Annotated in this window: 22 protein-coding genes; all 22 read left to right on the forward strand. The window is 42.5% G+C overall.

All coding sequences use genetic code 11. The features are described 5' to 3' along the window. Window positions 1-116 precede the first annotated feature (116 nt). The 22 genes from OCV59_RS07000 to OCV59_RS07105 all read left to right on the forward strand — a co-directional run bounded on the left by OCV59_RS07000 (window position 117) and on the right by OCV59_RS07105 (window position 21,443). Window positions 117-1,685 (forward strand): lysozyme family protein, encoded by a 1,569-nt coding sequence (locus OCV59_RS07000; RefSeq protein ID WP_147593778.1) that lies wholly within the window; start codon window positions 117-119, stop codon window positions 1,683-1,685. Window positions 1,686-1,899: 214 nt separating this feature from the next. Continuing rightward, window positions 1,900-2,109: a helix-turn-helix domain-containing protein gene (locus tag OCV59_RS07005; protein ID WP_147593779.1), complete on the forward strand. Its 210-nt coding sequence runs from the start codon at window positions 1,900-1,902 to the stop codon at window positions 2,107-2,109. Between the two features lie 3 nt (window positions 2,110-2,112). Continuing rightward, complete coding sequence (locus tag OCV59_RS07010; protein ID WP_147593780.1) at window positions 2,113-3,174, forward strand: DNA cytosine methyltransferase; 1,062 nt, start codon at window positions 2,113-2,115, stop codon at window positions 3,172-3,174. Between the two features lies 1 nt (window position 3,175). After that, on the forward strand, window positions 3,176-5,104 hold the full coding sequence (locus OCV59_RS07015; RefSeq protein ID WP_147593781.1) for an AAA family ATPase: 1,929 nt from the start codon (window positions 3,176-3,178) through the stop codon (window positions 5,102-5,104). A gap of 6 nt (window positions 5,105-5,110) precedes the next feature. After that, window positions 5,111-6,397 carry an LlaJI family restriction endonuclease gene (locus tag OCV59_RS07020; protein ID WP_147593782.1) on the forward strand — a complete coding sequence of 429 codons (1,287 nt, stop codon included), beginning with the start codon at window positions 5,111-5,113 and terminating at the stop codon, window positions 6,395-6,397. Continuing rightward, window positions 6,369-6,794, forward strand: coding sequence for a very short patch repair endonuclease (locus OCV59_RS07025; RefSeq protein ID WP_147593783.1), 426 nt, complete (start codon window positions 6,369-6,371; stop codon window positions 6,792-6,794). The genes OCV59_RS07020 and OCV59_RS07025 overlap by 29 nt, the downstream gene beginning before the upstream one ends. Window positions 6,795-6,859: 65 nt before the next feature. Beyond that, the gene (locus OCV59_RS07030) at window positions 6,860-10,453 is read left to right on the forward strand and encodes a YobI family P-loop NTPase (protein ID WP_147593784.1); all 3,594 of its coding nucleotides are present in this window, start codon (window positions 6,860-6,862) and stop codon (window positions 10,451-10,453) included. Window positions 10,454-10,513: 60 nt separating this feature from the next. Further along, a complete protein-coding gene (locus OCV59_RS07035) occupies window positions 10,514-11,494 on the forward strand; it encodes a helix-turn-helix transcriptional regulator (protein WP_147593785.1) in 981 nt (326 codons plus the stop codon). Window positions 11,495-11,833: 339 nt separating this feature from the next. Next, window positions 11,834-12,427, forward strand: a complete 594-nt coding sequence (locus tag OCV59_RS07040) for a type IV toxin-antitoxin system AbiEi family antitoxin domain-containing protein (RefSeq protein ID WP_147593786.1) — start codon at window positions 11,834-11,836, stop codon at window positions 12,425-12,427. Beyond that, a complete protein-coding gene (locus OCV59_RS07045) occupies window positions 12,424-13,266 on the forward strand; it encodes a nucleotidyl transferase AbiEii/AbiGii toxin family protein (RefSeq protein WP_262584194.1) in 843 nt (280 codons plus the stop codon). The genes OCV59_RS07040 and OCV59_RS07045 overlap by 4 nt, the downstream gene beginning before the upstream one ends. Window positions 13,267-13,453: 187 nt before the next feature. Then, the gene (gene lexA, locus OCV59_RS07050; RefSeq protein ID WP_147593787.1) at window positions 13,454-14,050 is read left to right on the forward strand and encodes a transcriptional repressor LexA; all 597 of its coding nucleotides are present in this window, start codon (window positions 13,454-13,456) and stop codon (window positions 14,048-14,050) included. Between the two features lie 42 nt (window positions 14,051-14,092). After that, complete coding sequence (locus OCV59_RS07055) at window positions 14,093-14,272, forward strand: hypothetical protein (RefSeq protein ID WP_147593788.1); 180 nt, start codon at window positions 14,093-14,095, stop codon at window positions 14,270-14,272. Window positions 14,273-14,631: 359 nt separating this feature from the next. After that, window positions 14,632-15,048, forward strand: a complete 417-nt coding sequence (locus OCV59_RS07060) for a sigma factor-like helix-turn-helix DNA-binding protein (protein WP_147593789.1) — start codon at window positions 14,632-14,634, stop codon at window positions 15,046-15,048. Between the two features lie 383 nt (window positions 15,049-15,431). Next, window positions 15,432-15,845, forward strand: a complete 414-nt coding sequence (locus OCV59_RS07065) for a hypothetical protein (protein WP_147593790.1) — start codon at window positions 15,432-15,434, stop codon at window positions 15,843-15,845. 12 nt (window positions 15,846-15,857) lie between these two features. Beyond that, entirely contained in the window at window positions 15,858-16,250 is a 393-nt protein-coding gene (locus tag OCV59_RS07070) for a type II toxin-antitoxin system PemK/MazF family toxin (protein ID WP_147593791.1), read from the forward strand. 34 nt (window positions 16,251-16,284) lie between these two features. Next, window positions 16,285-16,611, forward strand: coding sequence for a helix-turn-helix domain-containing protein (locus OCV59_RS07075; RefSeq protein ID WP_147593792.1), 327 nt, complete (start codon window positions 16,285-16,287; stop codon window positions 16,609-16,611). A 125-nt stretch (window positions 16,612-16,736) separates the two neighbouring features. Next, entirely contained in the window at window positions 16,737-17,891 is a 1,155-nt protein-coding gene (locus OCV59_RS07080) for a tyrosine-type recombinase/integrase (protein ID WP_262584196.1), read from the forward strand. A 498-nt stretch (window positions 17,892-18,389) separates the two neighbouring features. Further along, on the forward strand, window positions 18,390-18,956 hold the full coding sequence (locus OCV59_RS07085; protein WP_147593794.1) for a DUF4304 domain-containing protein: 567 nt from the start codon (window positions 18,390-18,392) through the stop codon (window positions 18,954-18,956). Between the two features lie 429 nt (window positions 18,957-19,385). Continuing rightward, window positions 19,386-19,706, forward strand: coding sequence for a hypothetical protein (locus OCV59_RS07090; RefSeq protein WP_147593795.1), 321 nt, complete (start codon window positions 19,386-19,388; stop codon window positions 19,704-19,706). Window positions 19,707-19,718: 12 nt separating this feature from the next. Further along, window positions 19,719-20,339, forward strand: coding sequence for a flavodoxin family protein (locus OCV59_RS07095; protein ID WP_147593796.1), 621 nt, complete (start codon window positions 19,719-19,721; stop codon window positions 20,337-20,339). A gap of 54 nt (window positions 20,340-20,393) precedes the next feature. Beyond that, on the forward strand, window positions 20,394-20,684 hold the full coding sequence (locus tag OCV59_RS07100) for a phage holin (protein ID WP_147593797.1): 291 nt from the start codon (window positions 20,394-20,396) through the stop codon (window positions 20,682-20,684). Window positions 20,685-20,702: 18 nt separating this feature from the next. Beyond that, window positions 20,703-21,443: a peptidoglycan-binding protein gene (locus OCV59_RS07105; RefSeq protein ID WP_262584197.1), complete on the forward strand. Its 741-nt coding sequence runs from the start codon at window positions 20,703-20,705 to the stop codon at window positions 21,441-21,443. The last annotated feature ends 187 nt before the right edge of the window (window positions 21,444-21,630 follow it).

Genomic DNA, 21,630 nt, shown 5'->3' on the forward strand with positions numbered 1-21,630 from the left:
GATGCGTTAAGCATCCCGGATACATGCAAACATTTCTTATTTTCGTGAAAAACAGCAATAAAACATTTCTCGTTTTCGGGAAAACAGACACAGAAACGACAGAAAGGAGTGATCGGATGGCAGATATCAAGACGCGTAAAGTCGACAGGACGAGCATAAAGAAGGTGGATCATTCCATCGTGGCATCGCAGAGGATCCGAGATGCCGCCTCTGAGATCAGGCGGGCAGGAAGAACAGGGGAACAGAGCAGTGAAGAAAGCGGCTCTGAATACGCAACGCAGCGGCTCCAGGAAGGCATGCAGAGAGGAAGATATGCAACAGAAAAAGGCATCACCGATACAGGATCCGCATCGGCAAGAGCGGTGAGAAGGGCTCTGAAAGACAGGTTCATAAAGCAGAGAGGGAAAACATATAAAAACGGGACCTTTGGACAGGCCGGGCTCCGGAGGGGAGAAAACAGCAAGATGAAATCAGGAGCGGCTGCAGAAGCGGGAGTCAGGATCCGTGCAAAGGAGAAGGCAAAGGCAGCGGAACGGAGCAGGAAGGCAATGATGGACGCATACCGCAAGAGCGGGAAGATCATCCGGAAAAGCGGAACGGCAGCGGTAAGAACTGCAAAGGCGGCAGCGAGAGCTGCACGTCTTCTGGCAGAGAGTGTGAAGGCTCTGGTCTCAGCCATCGCTGCAGGAGGCACAGCAGCAGTCGTCGTGGTGGTCTGCTGTATCCTGTTCGGAGCGGCGTTCTACTTCTTCGGTGATGAAAGCTCGGACAGCTATATCCCGGTGAGCCCTGAAGTGGAGGCCTACACCCCGGTGATAGAAAAGTACTGTAAAGAATACGGCATCCCTCAATATGTAGAACTTGTCAAGGCGGTAATGATGCAGGAATCGGGCGGAAAAGGTCTTGATCCAATGCAGGCATCCGAATGCGGATATAACACGAGATATCCGAAAGAGCCGAACACCATAAAAGACCCGGAATACTCCATCAGCTGCGGTGTCCACTACCTCAGTGATAATCTGTCTGCTGCAAAGGCAAAGAGTCCGGTGGATATGGACAGGATAAAACTGGCACTTCAAGGCTATAACTTCGGCTCAGGATATATCCCGTGGGCAATAAGTAAATATGGAGGATACAGCCATGCAGGAGCTATCGAATTCTCAAAGGATCAGGCAAAGAAACATGGCGTAAGTTCCTATGGAGATCCGGAGTATGTTCAGCATGTTCTGAGATATTATCCATATGGGAACTATTCCTACGATGTGATCACCACAGGTCCGGGGAAGCTGGGGCTACCGATACAGGGAATGACAAAAGGAAACATCTCATCTCACTTCGGACCGAGAAGCTCTCCGGGAGGTATAGGCTCGACAAATCACAGAGGACTCGACATAGCTTTCCCGACAGGAACAAAGGTGTATTCCTGCGAATCCGGGACAGTGACCACTGCAGGATGGAACGGCGGATTAGGTAACTGCATCATAATCAATCACGGCGGTGGATTGCAGACGGTGTATGGTCATTTGAGCGAAATAAAGGTGAAGTCCGGTCAGAAAGTAGTTCGTGGACAGTATATCGGAAACGTGGGGAGCACCGGAAACTCCACCGGTCCGCATCTGCACCTCGGAGTGATGCTGAACGGGAACTATGTGAATCCGGAGAAAGGATGGCTGAGCGTGCCGTAGGGATGCGAATGTAGAGTGGCGTATGACAGGAATACAAAAAAAGGGGAGGGCCTCACCCCTCCCTTTTTACGAAATGTGTTGCATTTAAGGAACAATTGAGTCATGATATTTTTATAAATAAATTCAAAAGTATAGGGCCAGATGAAAAGAATGCTAAATGAAAATATTGAAATGCTAAATGAAAATGTTTATAATGTAGGTGGAGGTAACAAAAATGTGTGTGTCAGAAAAAATAAGAGTCTTAGCAGCTATGAAGAATATTAGCATTGCTGAAATTGCACGTCGTTTAAATACATCGCCACAATCATTTAGCGGAAAACTGAAACGTGAAAGTTTCACCATTCATGATCTTGAAGAAATAGCTGAAGTGGTTGGTGTGGAGTTTGAGTATAGTTTTAATTTTAATGATGGGAAAAAGGTATAAAAAATGACAGTATTTAGATTAGGCGAACTTTTTTGTGGACCAGGAGGTATTGCATGTGGAGCTGATAAAGCAAGTAAAAAATCTGAAACGATGAAAATAGAACATGCGTGGGCAAATGATTATGATAGAGATACATGTAATACCTATATTCATAATATTTGTCCGAACACACCTGAAAAGGTGATTTGTGGAGATGTGAGAAAACTGAATCTATCGTCATTAGGTGCGATAGATGCCCTTGCTTTCGGATTTCCATGTAATGATTTTTCAATTGTAGGCGAGCAGAAAGGGTTTGAAGGGAATTTTGGGCCTTTGTATACTTATGGAGTCGAAGCGCTTAAAATATATAAACCTCAGTGGTTTCTTGCTGAAAATGTCGGAGGACTTGCAAGTGCAAATAAAGGAAGTGCGTTGAGGGTCATATTAGATGATTTAAAGAAAGCTGGTTATAAGATTTATCCGCATCTATATAAGTTTGAAGAATATGGTATACCGCAGGCAAGGCATCGAATCATAATCGTAGGGATTCGTAAAGATTTACCTTATGAGTATAAAGTGCCTAGTACCAAGCCTTACGAAAATGTTGATAATTCATGTAAAACAGCCTTAGAAATACCTGAGATACGAAGTAATGCATATAACAATGAATTAACACGACAGTCAGTTGCGGTAGTAGAAAGGCTGAAGCATATTAAGCCTGGTGAAAATGCATGGACTGCTGATTTACCTGAAGAGTTACAATTGAATGTAAAGAAAGCACGACTGAGTCAGATTTACAGGCGTCTGGATCCGGATAAACCTGCATACACAGTCACCGGATCAGGGGGAGGTGGTACGCATATTTATCATTATGAAGAACCGAGAGCGTTAACAAATAGAGAACGTGCACGTTTACAGACATTTCCGGATGATTATGAGTTCCTGGGCAGTAAAGAAAGTGTCAGGAAACAGATAGGTATGGCAGTTCCGGTTGATGGTGCGGAAATTATTTTTGACGCCATATTAAAAACTTTTGCAGGGGAAACATATCAGTTTGTAGAATGTAACATTTCAGAGGATAAGTAAAATGGAAACTATAGATATTACATCATTAAATAATATTGAAAAACAAGGCTTGGTGTGCCTGTTTTATGCAAAATTACCAAAGTCAGATTCGAGAATCAGGAATTGCTTTAAAGATTGGCAAGTACTTGAAAAAAGATTTAACCGAAAGATAAGTAGTTATAGAAAGGATCAGGAAGCATTTTACAGGTGCTTTGATGCCGATAATAGAGAGGATGCAATAGATGAAAAGTTTCTGGATGAAAGGCAATATGGATATCAGAATATCTATGATGCATATAAAGCGTGCGATGATGAAGCATTGGAACTTGCGGTCCGGAAAATATTAAAGGAATTTTCAGATGAAGAAGTAAAATATGTCTCTATGAAATGTGGATTTCCAGAAACTGTACATAGAATACTGGCAGGCGAATCTCAAGTTACAGTTGATGGAATCTACACATTAAAAGAGGAACTGACGACCGGACAAATTGTGTTTTTCACGCTTGGTGGGGATACCGGAAAAGCGGAAGTTGATTGGGACCCTGGCTTTATAGGTATAGCACACATTATAAAAGAGCCATATGATTTTGGATATAATGGAAAGGCAAAATATTTTAAAATAGATATACTTGTGGATTGTATCTTTGATAAGCCGTTTAAAAGAGAAGATTTTATTCCTTATCTGGACGCATATGATGTAGCATATATTGGACCGGAATTATCCCGTGATCCGTCACAGGCTATAAGTTCACTGGATGTAGTGAAAGCGGTTGCAATTATACGTGCAATAATAGACAAATATCCTGACCTGGAAAATAATTTGAGAACTGTATTCGGTGAGGATATATTAGATAGGGCAAAAGGTGCGGTTAGAAAGCTACTCCCTGTTTCGTTAAATTATGGAGAATCGAACAGTGAGATAATAGCGTCGGTTACAGAAGAAATTGAACGGGAAGAAAAATATGATAATGACAGTATTAGTACAATAACGATAAAAGGTGGAGTGAATATTTTATATTATGGCGTCCCTGGCGCAGGTAAAAGTTATGCAATCGATCAGGAAATAAGCAGCGCAGAGTATGAGCGGATTGTTTTTCATCCTGATTACACCTATTCTGACTTTGTCGGACAGATAATGCCTCAGTTAAAGAAAGATGAGAACGGGATCGAAAAGCTGTCATACGGATTTGTTCCGGGACCATTTACCAAGGCATTAAAAGCAGCAATACAAAATAGAGGTAATATGCACTATCTTGTTATTGAGGAAATTAACAGAGGCAATGCCCCTGCTGTTTTTGGAGATGTTTTTCAGCTGCTTGACAGGAATGATGATGGAAACGGAAAATATCATATCACGAATTTTGATATCGCAAGAGAGGTATATGGTGATGAGAATGCAGAAATCAGGATACCGTCCAATCTGTCGATCCTTGCAACAATGAATACATCCGACCAGAACGTTTTTACCCTCGATACTGCATTCCAGAGAAGATGGAATATGAAGTATATTGAGAATAATATTGCTGAAGCGGAACATGCCAATGAGAAGATAGAGTACAGTGATGTTACATGGGGAGGATTTGCCAGTGCGGTCAATGCAGAAATTCTGGAGTGCAATGTGGAACTTTCAAGCGCTGAAGACAAACAGCTGGGGGCATATTTTGTAACAAGAGCTGAACTGACATCAGATAAATTCCCTGAAAAAGCACTCAAATATCTGTGGGATGATGCATTTAAACTTGAAAGGGAAAAAATATTCAGGCCTGAAATAAAATCAGTCGGTGATCTTGTTCACAGTTATGATGCTGAAATAAAGAACGACAGGGATCCGATAAAGGGAGTCATGAGAGCGGAAGTATATAGAAAAATGATGGATATGTCTGCATCCGGTCCGGAAGAAGCGAGAGATGAATCCGAAATATTTGAGGCGGAAATAAATGACGGAGAGTGATAATATATGGCACATGTATCATTGCGAGACAAGTGCAGCATAAATACAAATATTGATACGGATACATTCGTAGGGGTTAAAGCTGTAGATGGAGATGTATCGGTGAATTTTCCGCTAGGATTCAGATTGTCTGAAGATGATAAGGGACTCAGGAAAGATATCCTTCTTCTTATGAATGTACTTTCAAAAAATACTGAACGGAAAGACTCAGAAATCAACTATAATCCTGCTTATAATTCGGTGGAGATGCCGGTACAGGCATATCTGTATATAATTTCGGATTATTATGCAAGAGGATATTACAGAGAACGGGAAGTATCATATGAGGTTTCACGAAACGGAAAAATAAACTGGGGAAGAACTGTTAAAACACAGCGTGCGTATCTTCAGGATGATGAAATATATTACCTTGATTTTATTACCAAGAAGAAAAATATCAATGAAAATGAGCTGATAACTCTTATTCATGAATTCTGTGTATATGAAAGTTTCGATAAGATGGGCTGGCTTTTTACATCTGCAGTACCGCCCCGTCCGAACATCAGATTTAACAGAAGACTGTTTCATGGGACAGTGCGGAAGAAAATATCCGAAACCTTCAACGACAGAAACAGGCAGCTGTTCATCAACATGCTTGCCGTTATAGATTTTCTGGGTGATGATGATCCGGCTGGAGACTACAGATATGGCACCTATCGGTTTGAGTATGTCTGGGAATCAATGATAGACAAAGTCTACGGAATCAGGGACAAAGAAAACTATTTCCCGAAAACAAGATGGTTGCTCGGAGGACAATTGCATGACAATGCCTGTCTTGAACCGGATACAATCATGCTCGTGAACGGAGACAGAAGCAGGATCTACGTTCTTGATGCAAAGTATTATAAATATGGATGGACAGGAAATCCGGGACATCTGCCGGAGTCCACCTCTATCAACAAACAGATTACTTATGGGGAGTACCTTGCTGAGAACGAAAAGTTCCGGGACGAAAATGGAAACAGCCCGCATGTATATAATGCATTTCTTATGCCGTTCAGTTCTTCGAATGATCGCTTTGCGTCAGATGATGAACTGTATTACATCGGAAGTGCTGTGAGTGACTGGAAAATTACGGATGGAAGCAGACCATATGAGCAGGTGGCCGGAATCCTTGTAGATGTCAAGACTCTTATGAAAAACAGTTCTCATAATGAGGATCGTATTCTGAGACTGGCAAAGCTAATTGAAGATAAAGTAAGAGAATACAGGACGGGTTTAGAATATGGCAGACAGAATCACTCCGGAACATAGAAGCTGGAATATGAGCCGGATAAAAGGAAAAGATACAAAAATAGAAGTGAAGGTAAGGAGCTGGCTGTTTGCGAACGGGTTCAGATTCAGAAAGAACGACAGACGATATCCGGGAACTCCGGATGTTGTTCTTCCGAAGTACAGAACGGTTATTTTTATCAACGGCTGCTTCTGGCATAGACATGAAGGCTGCAGATATGCAACAACACCCAAAACAAGAACTGAGTTCTGGCAGAAAAAGTTTGACAGGAACGTAGCCAATGACATAAAGCATAAAGAGGAGATGGAAGCAATGGGGTGGAATGTAATCACATTATGGGAATGTGAACTGAAGAAGAAGCAGTTTGAAGAAACGATGCAGGGGTTAGCAGAAAAAATAAATAACAATATAATATGAAGAACAGAATGTATGTCAACCGATAGCATTATGTCTGAAAGAACATAGCCGGGAGGTGAAAAGACATGACCTTTTCTGAATACAGGGATTTAACACCAAGTGATAATCTTGAGAATTGTGGTGAATATATTAAGGCACTGAACTGGGCATTAAAAAACAAAAAAATAAAAAATATCGCCTTGACAGGTCCTTATGGCTCCGGTAAGAGCAGCATTATTGAGACCTTTCTTTCGGAAAATGAGAAAACGTGTGGCAAGGATAAGTCTATCAGAAAAAACGCATTAAAGATTTCTATGGCGACATTTTTGGATGGAAATAGTAATGAGAGAATAGATATCGGATTGGATGAAATAGAACCAGGAATTTTAAAACAGCTTTTTTATAAGGTTAAACCTGAAAAAATCCCGCAAAGCCGTTATAGAAAACTCCATAAGGTTAGTCGGTGTTCAGTTTTTCTACGCAGTTTATCGGGGGTTGTTTTATTATGCTTTGTATGTGCAATTTTATTTCCTGATATGGTTGAAAAAAGTGTGGAGCATATAAGAAATGTTTTAACTCAACCGCAACCTGTTTTGGTTTATATAGCGGTTATAGTTGTAATGTGTATCATCCTTTCAATAGTATGTACATATGTATATTTTTCAATTTTTTCAAAAATACGGGTCAAAGAAATAAAAATGCCCGCAGATACTGTTATTCAAACTGGAAAGGACGAAACCGAATCGATTTTTAATAAAAACCTTGATGAAATTATGTATTTCTTTGAAGTAACTAAATACAGGATCGTTTTCTTTGAAGATCTGGATCGCCTGTCTGATTCCAAGATATTTGTGCATCTTAGGGAATTAAATAATCTTTTAAATAATGATGATGCAATAAAGAAAAAGCCGATAGTCTTTGTATATGCGGTGAAGGATGATATTTTTTCAAAAGATGACAGAACAAAATTCTTTGATTTTATTATTCCGGTGATTCCCTTTATCAATTCAACCAATTCAGGAGAAGAACTGCTCAAGATGATTCATGCATCGAAAAGCAATGGCATAAATCATGACGTTTCACAGAGTTTTATTCTCGATGTAGCACCGTATATTTCTGATATGCGCATTCTTATAAATATTTATAACGAATTTGCGATTTATAAAAGAACTTTATCTGTTTTTCAGGATCTGATGCTATCTGATGAACAGATGTTAGCCATGATTATTTTTAAGAACCTTTATCCAGATATATTTTCAGCAATTCAGAATGAAAATGGAATAATAAAAGATGCATTCCATGATAAGCAGAATTTTATATTAAAGGAAAAGAATACACTTCAGAGAAAAATTGACAATCAGGCTGAACTTATACATAATGCTCAGGAAGATGTGATCAAGTCCATCCGTGAGTTAAAGTATGCTATGGTTGCGACATTTATGGGTGAACCCTATTTATTTCAAGCTTTTATAACATCCGGCCGGGGCGAAATTCAGGCGACTTCTGTTATGAGTGATGATTTTGATATGACAGAACTTCTTAAAAAGAATTGTACTCAGATCAGATTTTCAGATCCTGGTATGTCAGGAAAGCAAAAGTATATTAATACCGATGATCTGGATTCATATATAGAGCGTTGGCAGGTCATAAAAACTCTTGAAAATGAAGGAAAAGAGAATATCAAGAATGAAATACAGGAATTCAGACAGCGGCAGCATGATTTGTCAGGGATGACACTGAAAAGAATTTTAGAATTATATTCTGCAGAAGAGGTCTTATCAGAAGAGGTGTATAAGAATAAACTGCTTGTGCTCCTGTTGAGAAGGGGATATATTGATGAAACCTATGCGAACTATATTAACTATTTTAAAGGTACCAGTATCACTACAGATGATATGAATTTCATTTTGTCTGTGAAGAATCAATCGCCATTGGATTTTGACTATAAGCTTACAAGGACGCCAAATGTTATTGACAGGCTGCAGGAATATGAATTTGAAGAAAAAGCAGTCTATAATTTTGATTTGACAGAGAGTCTGCTGACTGCAGGAGCTTCAGAAAAACTGAACATATTAATACAACAGTTGTCTGATGAAAGTGAAACTAGCTGGAAATTTATTGATGAGTTTGTAGATAGAACAAAATATCCGGAACTTTTTATTCAAATGCTGACGGCAATCTGGAATTCAATGTGGCTATATATTGTGACAAATGAAACTTTAACTTATGATCGGCAGATTTTTTATTTGCAGAAAATGATGGATGTTTCGGCGGATTTTGAGGCACAGAATGTGAATGCTTCGGTATCATGGTTTTTTGAGGAACACGAAGATATTCTTCAGAAACTGCGAATTTATGATGCCTCCAAAGTCATATCAATTATAAAGTGTACGGATGTAAAATTCAATAAGCTATCAACAGATGGAGTTTCGCATGAAGTACTGGATCCCGTATTTGATGGCAATTATTACAATTTAAATAAAACAATGATAAAAATCATAGTAGCATATAAATGCAATGAACTGGTTAAAAGGTTAGAAGTAAAGCCTTATTCGACTATTGTTACATTGGGATATCTCCCTATGCTGGAATATATTCATGAGAATATTGTCGATTATGTTAGAAATAATATTCTTATACAGGAGGGGGATTTTTCTGATGATAAAAAAGATATCGTAGATCTGATTACTCGTCTGAATGATCACGGAGACATACAAAGAAAACTGATTATAAAAGAAAATTTCTGCCTGGATAGCATTCAAGATTGTGCCGGAAGTCTGGTTCGAGATGATAGCGAGACCTGGCGAAGCGCATGGAATACACTTTTAGAAGAAGATAAACTATCTGTAAACTGGGAAAATGTTATAGCATATTGGAATGTGTATGAACTCAGCGCAGAATTAAGCCAATACATATCGATACACGTCGAGAAATTGAGGACAGGGGATGTATCGGGGATTAATGATGAATTTATTAAAGCTTTCATTTTATCAGATTCTGAAATCGAGGTTAAAGAAAAACTTATTCCTGTTCTCAGAACGGATGCTTTTGATATTGATCTGTCTCTGATTGAAGAATCAACATTAATGATTATGATCGACTGCGGCTATTTCGAATTCACGACAGAATACTACCTGGCGATTGCAGAGCGTTCTCTGGAGATGGCGGTTGAGTTTATTCTTAATAATCAGGAAGATTATATGGAACAGAGAGAAAATATTTCCATGTCTGCTGATCTCCTGGAACGCTTGTTGTTGAACACGCGGTTTTCTCAGCAGTTCAAGAAAACTTTGTTTGAAGAATATGCTGAACACTATATGACCGAAAAAGTCGCCCTTGGAATGCATGATTGGGATTTCATGATAACAGTGAGTATTTTTGAAGCTGCATGGAATTCTGTTGATCCGGAAAACCGCAGTGAGCTGTTATTGGATAATTGTAAAGCATTAGACTCTGATCAGCTCGCGAGGTTCTTTGGCGAACTCGGTGGTAAATTTAAAGAACTTGCAGATAGAACACGGCTTCACACAGTGACTTTGCCGGCAACTCAAAAGAACAAGGTGTTAGCAGAACATTTACAGGAAATTGGTTACATTACCAGAATGGAAGAGCATGAGCCTGATAATGGGAATAGATCGGATTTGAAAACTTTAGACTTACGTGTAAGGAGAGCTAGATAAGAAAATCAGGAGTGTGACTGAAATAAAAATGTTCTACCTGCAGCAGGAGAAGAAATAATCATGAAATCAGAACCGAACACGATGAAGCGGAGGTTGCTCCTTGTTCAGAAACTCCTGTACGAGACCACGGACGAGCAGCACCCGCTCAATACATTTGAAATACTGGACTACCTGCAGGAGCAGGGGATCGTCACTAACAGGAAGACGTTAAAAGGCGACATCGACCTGATGGTGGAGTGCGGCATGGATATCATAACCGTGCAGAGCAAACCCAACAGGTACTTCTGGGGGGCCAGAAGCTTTGAACAGGCGGAGCTGAAACTGCTGATCGATGCGGTGTCCTCTTCCAGATTCATCACGCTGAAAAAGAGCAAAGACCTTTGCAGGAAGATCATGGCACTTTCCAGTACCAGCGGAAAGAAGGAACTGCAGCGTAATATATACGCGACGAACCGTATCAAGTCTAAGAATGAGAGCCTGCTTTACATTGTCGATACGGTCAATGAAGCGATCATCCGGAAGAAACAGATCACTTTTCAGTACACGGAATATGCTCCGGATAAAAAGAAGATCCTCCGAAATGACGGCGAGATCTATACGTTGAGTCCGTATGCGCTTTTCTGGAATGAGGATTTCTACTATGTCGTGGGGCATTCGGAGAAGCACGATAATATTTCGTCTTTCCGTGCGGACCGTATCTGCCATATCGGGCTTTCTGAGGAAAATGCTGCAAAGAAGCCTGCGGGCTTCGATCTTGACCGGTATTCCCGCCAGATCTTTGAGATGTACGATGGAGATACGGTAAGAGTCAAGCTGGAGTGCAGGAATGAGCTTATGAAATACGTGATCGACCGGTTCGGGGAGACCGTGGAGACGGAGATCGCGACCGAAACGACGTTCTACGCATATCCCGAAGTGGCTCTCAGCCCGAACTTCTATAGCTGGCTGTTCAAGTTCGCAGGTGAGATCCAGCTACTGTCTCCGGAAAAGGCGAGGGAAGAATACATAAGGAAAGCGGAAAGTGTTTTGCGGGAGTTTTGAGTTTCGGGGTTGAGTCCTGGACGATCGATGCTCATATTTAGATGAGCAGATTGTGAACACATGCGTTCACAATCTGAATTGGACACATTTTAGGGTGATTTTACGCGTGCCGGATATCTGCCGATAAAGGAGCAGGTGAAAGCAGAGATAGAAAGGCAGAAAGAAATATTTTATATGCAGCATCCTGCATTGTCTGAAAAAGATAAAGAAGATAGGGAAGAATAGTATAGTGTTTAATACAATTCAGCTGTATTCATACAAACGCGATTGACTTTTATGCTCTTAAATATTATAATAAAGGGCATAAAAGTCAATTTTCTATTTAAAGAAGGTGGTAGGATGAATGTTTCGGATAAAATAATAGAGCTGGCAAAAGAAAACAATGGCATTATTACAACAGCGGTTCTTTCTGAAAATGGAATATTACGCGGGAACTTAAAAAAGCTTGTTGATGATAGCAGGCTGGAAAAAACTGCAAGAGGAGTATATATTTTGCCAGAAATATGGGAAGATGAATTTGTCAATCTGCAGGCGAGATTTAAAAAAGGTATTTTTTCCAATGAGACAGCACTTTTTTTATGGGATTTGACAGATCGAACACCGAATAAGTATGATATGACATTTCCAAATAATTATAATTTAACTAATGCAAGGACCGCAGGAGTAAACTGCTCCAGAGTGAAGCGGGAGTGGTATCTCGAGGGAAAAACTCAAACTGAATCTCCGGGTGGGAATAAAATAGCAGCATATAATATGGAGCGAACCTTATGTGATATTTTGCGTAAAAGAGGGGGAACAGATACGGGTATTATTACAGAGGCGTTCAAACGGTATGTAGCTAGAAAAGATAAGAACATCCCGCTTTTGTCAGAGTATGCGAAGAAATTTCATATTGAAGAAAAAGTAAGAGTTTATCTGGAGGTGCTGCTATGAAAAATGCAATGCAGCTTAAAGCTGTCATTAAGAATATATCGAAAGATAAACACATCTCGGCACAACTTGTGATGCAAAACTATATGCTGGAGCGTCTGCTGGAAAGAATCTCCATTTCAAAATATCGTCAGAACTTCATATTAAAAGGTGGTTTCCTGATTGCCGCAATGGTAGGTTTAGATACCCGTGCCACTATGGATATGGATGCAACGATTAAAGGCTGGCCTGTTAATGAAGAGAGTATTCAGAAGATGTTTTTGGATATCTGTGAAATCGATCTGCATGATGATGTGACTTTTGAACTTAAGAAAATCGGTGAGATCCGTGAGGGCGATGAATACACAGGGTATCGTGTTTCGTTGTCAGCGAATTATCCACCAATGGCTGTGCCTTTGAAACTCGATATCACCACAGGCGATAAAATCACGCCAAGGGAGATAGAATACCGTTTTAAACTGTTACTGGAAGACAGAGAAATTTCTGTTCTTGCATATAACCTGGAAACAGTTATGGCAGAAAAGCTGGAAACTGTTGTTTCAAGAGGTGATCAGAATACAAGACCGAGAGATTACTATGATATTTATATTCTTGATAAACTGCAGTATAAAAATATTGAAATCGGAGCTTTGAAAGCGGCACTGGATGCGACATCTGAAAAGCGTGGTTCTAAAAAGCTTTTAAAAGATTATAAGAACATAATTGATGTTGTAAGAAACAGCGACGTGATGATAAAGCAATGGCAGATTTATCAGAAAGATTTTGAATATGCCGCACATATCAGCTTCACTCAGGTTTGTGAAGCTGTGGTACAGATGATGGATTTGTGTGTTGGAGATTGAGATGAGGAAAGGGGTTTCAGCATAGGTTTACTTTTTCATTTAACCTGTGGTTTGAAAACTTGATTGGTACTAAAGAGGCGAAAAACGCCTCTTTTTATTTTGCAGTCATTTCCCTGTTGCATAAAAAAGAACATATGTTTATAATACAAATACAGGAACAAAATGTTCCGGATAGAAAGGAGGCAGCATGAGGTCAAAGGATCCGGATATAATGAAGAGGATCGTGGACTTTGTGGAGGCGTATCATCTTGATTACAATTCATCGCCGTCGCTCCGGGTGATAGCGGATGGCGTGGGGATCGGCAGCACGACGGTCTACCGGTATCTGATGGAGATGAATGAACGCGGGATGATATGCTACGACGGAAAGACGATCCGAAATGAGAAGATCGATAAATCACAACGCGGGACGATACGGGCAGCGGTCATAGGGCGGATTGCATGCGGGATCCCGAATCTGGCGGAACAGCATGTCGAGGGATATGTGAACCTGCCGGAGTCACTGTTCGGACAGGGGAACTTCTACATCCTGCGAGCGAGCGGATGTTCCATGACAGAAGCCGGGATCGATGATGGGGACCTGGTGGTGATCCGGGAACAGAATACTGCAGAGGACGGGCAGATCGTCGTGGCACTGGTGGATGATGAAGCCACATTGAAACGTTTTTTCCATGAAGGTGACAGGATAAGACTCCACCCGGAGAACCCGCGGATGAAGGATATCTTCGTGACGGACTGCCGGATACAGGGCGTGGCGGTCAAGGTCATACATGACCTGATGTAATACGGACAGTACAGAGATATTCCGTTCAGAGGAGGGAAGAAATTGGATAGAAAAGATGAAAAATCCTATGCGATGTGTCCGAAATGCGGCACAGAGCTTTTCAAGGCAAGGACAGCAGACGGTGCAGAAGTATGCTGCAGGAAATGCAAGAGAAAATACGAAGTGAAGCTGCAGACAGGATCCCTTCAGCTCAGGGAGATCACTGCAACGTACAGCGCATGAACGTAAGGCTGATGCAGCTGTGGAAACAGACGAGCATGTATCAGAATGAAAATCGAATAAGATGAGGATACCACGGGAGTGTCATATTCGGGAGTCGCCGTCAGAGACACCGGATGGTATTCGGGAGTTTGCAGAGACTGGATTTGAGAATCGTCATCAGGAGCCTGGCAGAACATTAGTGATCCTTTAACAGGATGATGTTTTGCCGGGCTTTTTTTGTACTCTTTTTCAGCTCTTTACCGGATCACTGATGTGAGCCAGCACCGGTAAGGAGCTTTTTCATGAAGAGGATCAGAGGACCGTGACCAGCGGATTTTGAAGAAGTCATATCACTACATTCAGAATTCGGAGGTTACAGAATGAAAATCACATATAGATTCATCAATGGAGATATCGTGGAGATCGAAGCGGATCAGGAGATCGGAGAAGTGATCCTGGAACTCGAACGGCAGGAAAGATGCAATGATCATACGGAAACAAGGAGACACAGCAGGCTGGACTGTAATGATGACAAGAGCAGCTGGCAGATCGATGAGCGGGCACTGGAGGAAGGAGCAGAGTGCCTCATCAGATGTGGTGGCAGGACATTCTGTCACGGAGACAGAAGGCTGAAGGATGCCGCATCGAAACTGACAAACAGGCAGAAAGAACTTCTCACGGAGCATATCATCGGAGGCGTTTCTGTGGAAGAATATGCGAAAAAACGAGGCCTCACAGAGCGTGCTGTATGGAGCCTGAAAAAAAGGACTTTGAAAAATTTAAAGAATAATTTGTAGGAAATGTTCAGTTTTCGGACTTTTCGTGGACCTTATATGAGAGGAGAAATTCCCTCTTGAGTATGAAAGTGGATACACATTCATTCGGGTACCTTACTGACCGGTGCGAGCATGGATACGATGCGCCAGGACCCCCGCAGGGGCGAGCGGAAATGTCTTCGTCTGAAATGCAGGACAGCAACCTGCAGATGCAATGACCTCCGGCAGGGATAATGATACTCCCGTCCAGTCACAGTCCGAGCGGCCACGGCCGCCGCAGGCAATGAGGGCGGCTCTGTGAAAACCACAGAGGGGGCAGATCCCCGTGAGACGGTGTTCGCTGACCGTCGCCTGAATGTTTCCCGATGATCCCGGGGTGTCGTGGACAAATGCAGGATCCAGAAATGATAGTAAACGGTGCTGCCGTCAGGGTCTCTGCCGGTGCACCGTTCTACATGGAGTTCTGCACGGGATATCAGAGAAAATCTGTGTGTTCACGGAAAGTGAGGAGAATGATGAACAATGAGTACGATCAGGCTTATGAAGATTATGGAAGGATGATCGATAACCTTTTAGCTGCGTCTGATGTAAAAAAGGCTTTTCTTACAAAGGGAAGCCGGAGATGGACCGGAAAGGTGAGCGATGAGTTCCTTCGAGAAGGATTGTCACATCTGACGGACAGACAGCTCAGGATCATCGAGATGATCCTGTTTGAAAACAGATGTGTCGAGGACGTGTGCAGGAGCATGGATCTGATGATGTCGGATTTTAGAAGCGAACTTCAGGAAATGAGAAGGACACTTATTAGGTACATATAGAGGAGGCTTGGAATGATCGATAAAGACAGAACAGTAAAACGGGGAGATGTATATTATGCGGATCTTTCAGATCGCAAAGGAAGCCTGCAGAAAGGGATAAGACCGGTGGTGATCACTCAGTCCGACCACCTGAACAGATCATCCACTACATATATCGGAGCAGCGATAACGAGCATACTGAAAAAGCAGGATGCATCCTATCATGTGGTGCTGCCGATGATAAAGGGACTTCCGAAAAAGAGTATGGTGCTGGCGGAGCAGAGATGGACATTTGACAGAAGTGAACTGATCGAATACAGATGCACGCTGAATGAAAATCTAATGAAAAAAGTGAAGCACGCATGTGATTTGGCGGAGAGATCTGATATCCGATACAGACACAGAAGGAAATCTGTATCAAAATAAAACAGATCCATGCAGGATGGAAGGAGGAACAGATATGGCATCAAGCCCTGAAATTATAAGAAAACAGCGACAGGCACTGCAGCCTGAAAGAAAGAAAGTGGATGATAAAAATGAAAAGATAGACACTTCAAAGATAGAGAAACCTTCCTGCCTTTCCAGTGAGGTGAGATTCTATGGTATCGCGGAGCTGGTGGAGATGCTGGGATGGAGCAGACATACGGTCCTGAAGCTGTTTGGAGATCCGGAATTCCCTGCAGTGGACTTCGGAAAAAGAAAAGTCGTGGAATCTCACGCACTGATCGAATATTTTTCCAGAAGGAGAACGAAAAAAGAGGAACGTTACTGGCGCATGAAGGCATAGTATAGTCAAGTCTGCGAATCGGAAAATGGCACAGTGGATGATATTCTCCCTGTGCCGTATTATTTTAACAGCAGCTGCAGACGTTACAGATAAATATGAAGAGAAGATACAGGAGACGACAGCAGATGAAAAAACAGAAGAAAGAAAATGGATCGGGTACATTCCGGATCGTGAATGGGAAATATAACTACCGCTTTTTCTATATCGATGAATTCGGTGAGAAAAAGAGAAAATCGTTTTCAGGTGTGACGAAGGATGAATGTCTGCAGCGGGCAGAAGAATTTCTGGAAAAACAGGAGAAAAGAGCCGCTGCCGTTGATCCGGACATAACGATACCGGAACTTCTGAGAAGGAAATATGAAGAAGATTATGCGATGAATTTTGTGGGCGAGCAGGGTTATGCGAGAAATCTCGGAGGGATCGCATTGCTTGAGCGGTCCGGGTTCGGAAAAATGCCGATTGTGGACATCACGGAAATGCAGATCAAAGCATTCCTTCGCAGCATGACGAAGTATTCGGACAGTGTGATAAAGAAAACATATCAGCAGCTCACGGCAGCATTCAAAGTGGCTGTGGAAAAGGGTGTCGTTGAGAGAAATCCGATGGATGCAAGTGATATACGAAGGCCGAAGTCATCAAAAAAGCATAAGGATGTAAGAGGTCTTACACAGGAGGAACAGGCACGCTTTCTGGAAGCTCTGAGAGATTTCAAGGTCCCGCGAAACCGCAACGAGTACAAGCTGCAGCTTCTGATCGAGTTGTACAGCGGGATGAGAATGGGAGAAATCAATGCATTGAAACCGGAAAATATAGATTTTGAAAATGGACTGATACATGTACGATCCACGGTATCAAGGGGACTGGAGTACAGGGTGTTCATCAAGGAAGGTGCCAAAACGGATGCAGGGGTAAGAGATATTCCAATCAATAAAGCCCTGGAACCTGTTCTGCAGGAGGCTATGGAGAGAAAGCGGAGAAATCCGCTCGGACTGGTATTCTACGATCATCTGAAGAATGATCTGATCACAACGAGTCAGGTGAACTGTTTCTTTCACCGTATCTGTAAAAAAGCAGGGATCAGTGTCAGAGGACAGCATGCTCTGAGACATACGTTCGCAACAAGGTGCATAGAGGCGGATGTTCCGCCGGTGGTATTAAAAAAGTGGCTGGGACATAAAGACATACATATGACACTGGATATCTATGCCGATGTATTCGACAGTATGCATAACAGTGCAATGGAAAAATTTGAAGGACATGTGCTGGACATAGGGTGTTGAATAAAAGCTGAGAATGCGTTGGTTTCAATGGATACAGCCTTTTGGTTCGCACGATCCCCGCAACCAAGAAATCACACCCGAGGCATTTTGCCTCGGGTCTTTTAATTTCAACGTATCCCAGCGATTGCAACGGTTTCGGCGATCTGCCACCGGTGCAGGTGAGTGCAGCCAGATGCACTCAGATAGCATTAAAACCGGTCTATGTCCAACTGCGGTTGGACATAAAAATAAAATCCATATAATATTGGTTCTATGGGAAGAGGTGGAATTCTATAAACAGATCGCCGTTATTGGAGTAAAAACCCGACTGAAAAGATATCCTGCATTCAGAAAGTGTTTATGGGAGTTGGAATCGTGTGCCTCTGCCTTACGGTAATTATGGTAGTGATCCTTTGTAGCTGTGCATAATGCAAGGAAAAGGTGTAAAATTCAGGTGGGATTGTTGAGGGGTCAGAGTTATTGGTTTTGTTCCCTTATTTCAGATACATGATTTAGGAGATGAATATGGAGAATATATTTAAAGACATCATGGAAAGTGTATATGCAGAATTGAAGCCTTTGGGATATAAGAAAGATGGTCAGAATTTTAGACTTTTCCAGGAGGATGGATTGTGCAAGATCATAAATTTCCAGCGCGACAGATGGAATACGAAAGAGTCCATAGCTTTCACGATGAATACAGGCATCTATTTTGAAAAAGACGTATCTATCCAAAATAAAAAATTTAAAGAATATGAATGTCTCATAAGAAACAGATTGCTTTCTGATAAATGGTGGCACATCGATGCAGATGCTGACTGCGATGCGGTAAAGGAGGATGTAGTCGGATCCCTGGATCTGGTGCAGGAATACTTTAATGAGTTTAAAAGCAGGGAAGAGACTATAAAAAGAATTTTAAATAATGAAGCGCAGCAGTATTCAGATACGATAGTCATGAAGTATGATACTGCAAAAATGTTAGCGGATATGGGGTATGAGCGAGAGGTATATGATCGGATAAAAGATACTGATCCGAAATATAAATTCCTGTTTGAACTGGCAGAAGAATTAAGATCGAGGGTGTGATCCCGGTGTGGATGCCTTATTATCATGTATATGAATATTTCCGGTTCCTCGTCATCATTTGTGTAGAAAAAGGCTTTCGCGGACGTGAATACACATCGGGGTGATTTTTTGTGCAATTTAGAGTGAAGAGGCTTTTCATCTGCACAAGAATTTTGCTGTAAAAGTGAAAAATGGCGATTTGCAGGCGATTTTGCGGCAGAAATCACAATATATGGAAAAAATATGTGTAATGTTTTTTTCAAGGGTGCTCATATTACACATTTGTAGCGCCGTTTGTGCAATATTTTTTGGATCGTTGCGATCATACACAAAACCGGATACCATTTTATTGTCGAACAATTATTATCGAACAAATTATTATTGAACAAACAGTAAGCAGTATGTATTATTATAGATAAAGATTTAAATCGAGCGGTAAGTAGATGTCACATGAAAGTAGAACAGTTTGTAATGGCGTACGGAGTGGAACAGGACAGGATACGGGCAATGCTCCCGGATGGGTTTGTATCGCTTCGACCGGCTGAGACTATAAATGAGAAAAAGGAGTTCTGCGACTGCGAATTTGCATGGACTTTTTCTGAAAGGGATGCACATGGCGTAAGCATCGGAAAGACGCTCCCTGCATTTGAAGAGGAACAGAAGACTCGTTATGAAAAGCAGGATTTTACACCTGAAAATGCTGCAGCGATACCATGCAGACAGGTGCTCGGATCATATATAGTCAAATTTGAAAGAACTGAAAAGAAATGAGGGGTGAAGTTAATGAAGGTACTGATGCTGAACGGAAGTTCGAATAAAAAAGGAAACACGAATCTGGCTCTTGAGGAGATCGGAAAGCAACTCGAGAATGAAGGGCTGGAGTACGAGATATTCCAGATGGGCGGAAATCCCGTCAGGGACTGCATAGGCTGCGGGATGTGTTCGGACAAAGGATGCACGTTCGATGATGACAAGGTCAATGAGTTCGTCGCAAAAGCGAAAGCAGCGGACGGCTTTATTTTCGGAACTCCGGTGTATTATGCACATCCCAGCGGCAGAGTGCTTTCGTTCCTCGACAGAGTATTCTTCAGCAGCGGCGCGAACTTTGCATTCAAACCGGGTGCGTCGATCGCGATCGCAAGAAGAGGAGGAACGACGGCATCGTTCGATGTGATGAATAAATATTTCGGGATATCTCAGATGCCTGTCGTAGGATCCACGTACTGGAACATAGCACACGGCTGTCTGCCGGGCGAAGCGGCTCAGGATGCTGAAGGCCTGCAGACGATGCGTAACCTTGCGAGAAATATGGCGTGGATGATAAAATCCCTCAAAGCCGCCGAGGCAGCGGGCGTGCAGCTGCCTCAGACAGAGGACGGCAGTCGCACTAATTTCATAAGGTGACCGATTCACAAAACCCTCACTGCAGCATATCTGTAATGCAGGAGGGTTTTTATTATGGACAAAGAATTTTCTAAAGCAGTCATAAGGCTCGTGGTAACAGCCTTTTTACTGATAAATGCATTACTGACGGCTAAAGGCGTCAATCCGATACCGCTGGATGAATCACAGGTGACCGATATAGCGTCCCAAGTGGCTGCGGTGGCCGCGTGCGTCTGGGTGTGGTGGAAAAACAATAACGTGACGAACTCGGCGAGGTATGCGCAGCAGTCTCTCAAGGTGCTGAAAGGCAGTCATATAGACGACGGAGAAGAGGAAAGTGAAGAGACCGAAGAGAGCGAGCTGTGAGGAAACGGAGGGATGGATATGCTTACGGTGAGACAGTATCAGATGGATCTGAAGCACTACTACGGATATTATTCGGGAGCGGCAGACGGGATAAACGGAGCCGGGACGACGGCGGCCGTGAGAGCTTTCCAGCGCGGACACAGCATCTTTGCAGACGGGATATACGGGCCTAAGACGGATGCCAGGCTGGTTTCGGCCGTGATGTCTCTGCAGAGCAAAGTCGGCGTGAAGCAGGACGGCGTGATCGGACCGAACACTGTAGCTGCGATAAAGAAGATACAGCAGAAATACGGACTGACGGCAGACGGGATCGCGGGAACGAAGACGTTTGAAAAGCTGAACGCGGCATCTTCAGGAAGCTCGGGCGCTTCATCAGGCAGCGCATCTTCAGGGTCATGGAAAGGCTCCGCGCACTTTACGAAGCAGGAGTTCGTATGCAGATGCGGAGGCAAATACTGCAACGGCTATCCGGCTGATGTCAGCGCGCGGCTCGTGAGCATCCTGGAAAGTCTGCGGTCGTATTACGGAAAGCCGATAACGATAACGTCGGGCCTCCGGTGCACGCGGCACAATGCACTTGTAGGCGGTGTATCGAATTCTGCGCACAAATACGGAAAAGCTGCAGACATTTTTATTCCGGGCATATGCAGCACGGCTGAAGGCCGCAGGCAGGTCGTGGCGAAGGCGTATGCGCTCGGAGCGGCATATTCGTATGCAAACACAAAAGGCATGGGCAATGTGGTGCACATTAATGTGTAATGTGCATAAATTCCCTTGACTTTGCAGCACCTACACGATAAAATTACAGAAGTATAAAAATCAAAACTGAGGCTGTGATGAAGACAGTAACCCCGCATAATAACCTTACAGAGAGATGCATTTTAGCTGAGAGTGCATCGGTGAAGCGGATCGTGAAAATCACTTCGGAGCCCGACACTTTAAGAGA

It is taken from the genome of Brotomerdimonas butyrica (genome assembly GCF_025567305.1).
GTDB lineage: Bacteria > Bacillota > Clostridia > Peptostreptococcales > Anaerovoracaceae > Lentihominibacter > Lentihominibacter butyricus.